At 72.9% G+C, this 3,412-nt stretch carries 3 protein-coding genes; all 3 read right to left on the reverse strand.

What is annotated here, in order from left to right; genetic code table 11:
* Window positions 1-35 precede the first annotated feature (35 nt).
* Window positions 36-1,238, reverse strand: coding sequence for a TetR/AcrR family transcriptional regulator (locus tag ACWF94_RS36740; protein ID WP_453498966.1), 1,203 nt, complete (start codon window positions 1,236-1,238; stop codon window positions 36-38).
* 98 nt (window positions 1,239-1,336) lie between these two features.
* On the reverse strand, window positions 1,337-2,119 hold the full coding sequence (locus ACWF94_RS36745; RefSeq protein ID WP_453498968.1) for an SDR family NAD(P)-dependent oxidoreductase: 783 nt from the start codon (window positions 2,117-2,119) through the stop codon (window positions 1,337-1,339).
* Window positions 2,120-2,213: 94 nt separating this feature from the next.
* A complete protein-coding gene (locus tag ACWF94_RS36750) occupies window positions 2,214-3,380 on the reverse strand; it encodes a CaiB/BaiF CoA transferase family protein (RefSeq protein WP_453498970.1) in 1,167 nt (388 codons plus the stop codon).
* Window positions 3,381-3,412: the final 32 nt, after the last annotated feature.

A 3,412-nucleotide genomic window follows, 5' to 3' on the forward strand; every position in this document is an offset into this window, starting at 1 on the left:
AGGGGAAGGACCGGGCCCTGCGGTTTCCGGCGGATTCAGTCCGACGAGGGCGCGTCGGCGGGCAGTCCCAGCAAGACGCGGCCCAGGGCGACGATCTCGTCGCGGAGTGCCGGACGGGTCCAGATCTCCCCGTTCTGGCTGAGCGTGTTCACCACGCCCTGCGTCGCGTGCGTCAGCAGCTCCGCCTCGGCCTGGAGGAGTTCGGGCCGGTGGCCGGTGAGCAGCGCCGTCCACTCGGCCACGTAGTCGTGCTGCATCCGGCGGACGGCCTGGCGCTCCTCCGCGGGTACGTTGACGATCTCGTGGAGCAGGGCCCTCATGGCGTCACCGTGCTGGATGCTGATCCGGACGAACGAGTGCAGGGCGGCATCGAGTGCCTGCCCCGGTTCCTCCGCGTACTCAAGGGCCGCCGACAGATCGAAGAGCATCGCCTCCAGGCAGCGGGTCAGCGCTGCCACCAGGATCGCCGACTTGCCGGCGAAGTGGTGATAGAGGCTGGGGCCCGCCATCCCGGCCGCGGCCGTGGCGATGTCCTCCATGCCGACCGCCTCGTAGCCCCGCTCGGCGAAGAGCCTGGTGGCGACGGTGAGGACCGCCTCGCGCCGGGAGACCGGAAGCAGCCGTTTGCGGGGTATCGGCCGCCGGACGCCCTCCGCGTCCTCACGCGGTTCGAGCCCCCGGAACTCGCAGACGATCATGGAGAGTTCGGTCATCAGCAGCCGGGCCCGCGCCGGTTCGACCTTCCCCGCGTGCTGGCTCATGGTGGCGAAGACGGCGAGGACCGCCCTCAGCAGCAGCTCCACGATGTCGGCCGGCAGCTCCGGACGGGACGCGGCGATCGCGGAGCGCAGCGGCTCCACGGTGGCGACGTAGCGCGCACGCAGTTCGAGCCGCTGTTCCTGCGGCAGATGCGCCAGTTCCCGCTCCCACAGCACGCCCGTGTGGCGCCGGTCCAGCATGGCCACGGCGATGGCGTCGAGCATCTCGCGCAGGTCGCGGTAGTCGCCGTGGAAGGGTTCGGTGTTTCTGTCGATCGCGTCGACCAGGGCGGCGTGCAGCAGCTCCTGCTTGCCCCGGAAGTGCCGGTACAGGGCGGGGCCGGAGATGCCGACCGCTTCGGCGATGTCGGAGATGCCGACGTTGTGAAATCCGGACGTGCGGAACTGCTCGGAGGCGGCAGCGATGATCTGCTGCTTCCGGTTCCGGGGGCGCGTGCTCCTCGGCGGGGCTTCGGTCATCGGTTCGCTGTCCCCACTGTTCAGTTCCCTGCGTCGGCAAACCGATGGTAACGGCCCGGCCGGCCCCCCGTTCTCCGGCCGGGCGGACGAGCGCCGGGTCAGCGGTACAGGTGGAGGATGTGGCCGGACATGAACTGCGACTCCGGGGAGGCCAGGTAGCGGACGGCGCGGGCCACGTCGGCCTCTGTGCCCACGCCCGCCAGCAGCGCCTCGGCACGCCCGGGGTCGCGCTCGCCGATCTCCCGGGCCCGCATCCGCAGCCGTCCGGTCGCGATGGGGCCGGGCGCGACGCAGTTGGCGCGGACCCCCCGCTCGGCCAGGTCGGCGGCCAGGTAGCGGGTGTAGTGCATCACAGCGGCCTTGCTGACGCCGTAGTGCGCGTAGGTGGCGCTGTCGGTGGGCTTGACCCCGGTCACCGAGCCCATGGTGACGATGGCCGGCCGGTCGGCGCCGAGCAGGGCGGGCAGGGCGGCCTGCACCGTGGTCACGGTGCCGTAGAGGTTGCGGCGCATGACCTCGTCGAGCTGTTCCAGGTCGACGGCGGAGCCCCGGTTGCTGTCCAGGGGCCCGGTTCCGCCGCCGGCGTTGCAGACCAGGGCGTTGAGACCGCCCCACTCGCCGGTGACGCGCGCGACCAGGTCCTCCATCGCGGCCGTGTCCGTGGTGGACGCCTCGGCCGAGACGACCCTGGCGCCCGCGGCCTCCAGCTCGGCCATCACGGACTGCTTCTGATCGTCCTCGTACGCCCGGAAGCCCTCGAAGTCCTTGTCGACGACGGCCACGTCGTGACCGGTGCGAGCGAGTTCGAGTGCGACGGCCCGGCCGATGCCGCGCGCGGCACCGGTCACCAGAGCGGTCCTCCTGCTGTGGGACTCCTGCATGTGGTCTCCCGACCTTCGTGTGGTGGGCGTCCGGCGGAGCCGCCGGACACGGGGTGGGGTGCTGGGGCTCGCCCGGCGTGATCCGTCGAGCGGCTCAGCGGACGACGCCGTCGGCACGCAGTCCGGCGACGGCCTCCGGGCCGTAACCGGCCTGGGCCAGCACTTCGTCGGTGTGCGCGCCGACGGCCGGCGCGGGTTCCGGCTCGGTGGCCGGTGTGTCCGAGAACCGGGGTACGGGTGCGGGCTCGACACCGCCGTGCGCACCGGTACGGAAGGTTCCGCGGGCCACGTTGTGGGGGTGGCGCGGGGCCTCGGTCAGGGAGAGCACCGGGCTCAGACAGGCGCCCCGCCCCTCGAAGGCCCGCGCCCAGTCGTCGCGGGCACGGTCCGCGAAGACCCGGGTGAGGGTCTCGCGCATGGCGGGCCACGCCGCGCGGTCGTACTGGTCGGCGAAGCCGGGGTCGCCGCCGAGCCCGAGCGTCTCCACCAGCGCCGCGTAGGAGCGGCGGTCGCCGATACCGAGGGCGATATGGCGGTCGTCGGAGCAGCGGTAGACCCCGTACCAGGGGGACCCGCCGTCGATGGCGTTGGACTCGCGCCGGTCCCGCCACCGGTCCTGGGCCAGAAAGCCGTGGACCATGGCCAGCAGGGAGGCCGAGCCGTCGGACATGGCCGTGTCGACCACCTGGCCGCGGCCGGTGACGCGGGCGCTGACCAGCGCGCTGACCACGCCGAAGGCCATCAGCAGACCGCCGCCGCCCATGTCGCCGATCAGATTGAGCGGGACGACCGGGGCGTCGGCCGGCCCGATGGCGTGCAGCGCGCCGGTGAGGGCGACGAAGTTGATGTCGTGTCCGGGTTCCTGGGCCAGCGGCCCGTCCTGGCCCCAGCCCGTCATCCGGCCGTAGACCAGCGCGGGGTTGCGGGCCAGCAGCGCCTCGGGGCCCACGCCGAGGCGCTCGGTGACGCCGGGGCGGAACCCCTCGATCACGATGTCCGCCTCGGCGGCGAGGGCGAGCACGATCCCGGTGCTGTCGGGGTGCTTGAGGTCCACGGCGATGGACCGCCGGCCGCGGTGCAGGACCGGCTCGGGGCTGGCCAGACCGGCCTCCTGCGGCCGGTCGACGCGGATCACGTCCGCGCCGAGGTCGCCGAGGAGCATCCCCGCGTACGGAGCCGGTCCGATGCCGCCCAGCTCCAGCACGCGTACGCCCGTCAGCGGACCGCTGGTGTCGAGACCCGTCCGGGTCAGGGGGTTCATGGATACGTTCCTCGTTCCCTTGGGTCCCGGCC

The sequence above is a fragment of the Streptomyces sp. NPDC055078 genome, assembly GCF_053607985.1.

Excerpts from the sequence above, each read along its gene's own strand:
- ACWF94_RS36745 (WP_453498968.1), bottom strand. The coding sequence starts at position 2,119 with ATGCAGGAGTCCCACAGCAGGAGGACCGCTCTGGTGACCGGTGCCGCG.
- ACWF94_RS36740 (WP_453498966.1), bottom strand. The coding sequence starts at position 1,238 with ATGACCGAAGCCCCGCCGAGGAGCACGCGCCCCCGGAACCGGAAGCAG.
- ACWF94_RS36750 (WP_453498970.1), bottom strand. The coding sequence starts at position 3,380 with ATGAACCCCCTGACCCGGACGGGTCTCGACACCAGCGGTCCGCTGACG.